1 pseudogene is annotated in these 728 nt (G+C 56.9%); it reads left to right on the forward strand.

The window, feature by feature from the left end:
• Window positions 1-79 precede the first annotated feature (79 nt).
• Window positions 80-728: pseudogene (locus HMPREF3277_RS15495) on the forward strand (hypothetical protein); the annotation flags it as partial.

Raw genomic sequence — 728 nt, forward strand, 5'->3', positions numbered from 1 at the left:
CGACATCGAACGCGACAAACTGCACCGCGAAATCCAAAGGACGCAGGGCAGCATCAGCAGCCTGTACGACTACGACCCCATGGGTCGTCTGAAAAGCCAGCGTACCGTCTGGAGCGGTACACCAACAGCCCGCGGCAAACAAAACCCGTTGGCCGGCGGCGCCGTCAACCGCCGCTACGCCTACGACAAAGCCGGCAACCTGATCCAAAGCGCCGACCAAAGAAGCGGCGTCCTCCATTACGTTTACGACAAAATCGGACGCATTCAGGAAGCCCGCAACAGCCAAACCGGCCGCAGCGAAACCTTCGCCTTCGACCCCGCCCACAACATCCTCGACATCCCAACATCTACTCCCTCTCCCGTGGGAGAGGGCAAAGCGACCGCGCCGATTTCAGACGACCCCAAAACTCAAGGTCATCTGAAATCACCTGCCAACCCTAACCCGGTCAGCGGCAACCGCCTCAAAGAATACAACGGCATCGAATACACCTACGATGCACTGGGCAACCTGATCTACCGCCAGCTGCCCAATGGCGAAAACCAATATTACCAATACGATTTAGAAAACCAACTCGTCCGCGCCGAAATCAAAAAGCCAGCCGGCAATACCGAGATTTGGGAATATGCCTATGACCCGTTTGGGCGAAGACTGAGTAAGGAAAGAAAAGACAAACTCGCCTGGACGAGTACCGACCCGAAACGCACCCACTTCGTCTGGGACGGCACGC

Origin of the sequence: Neisseria sp. HMSC70E02, assembly GCF_001838645.1 — a bacterium.
Classification (GTDB): domain Bacteria; phylum Pseudomonadota; class Gammaproteobacteria; order Burkholderiales; family Neisseriaceae; genus Neisseria; species Neisseria macacae.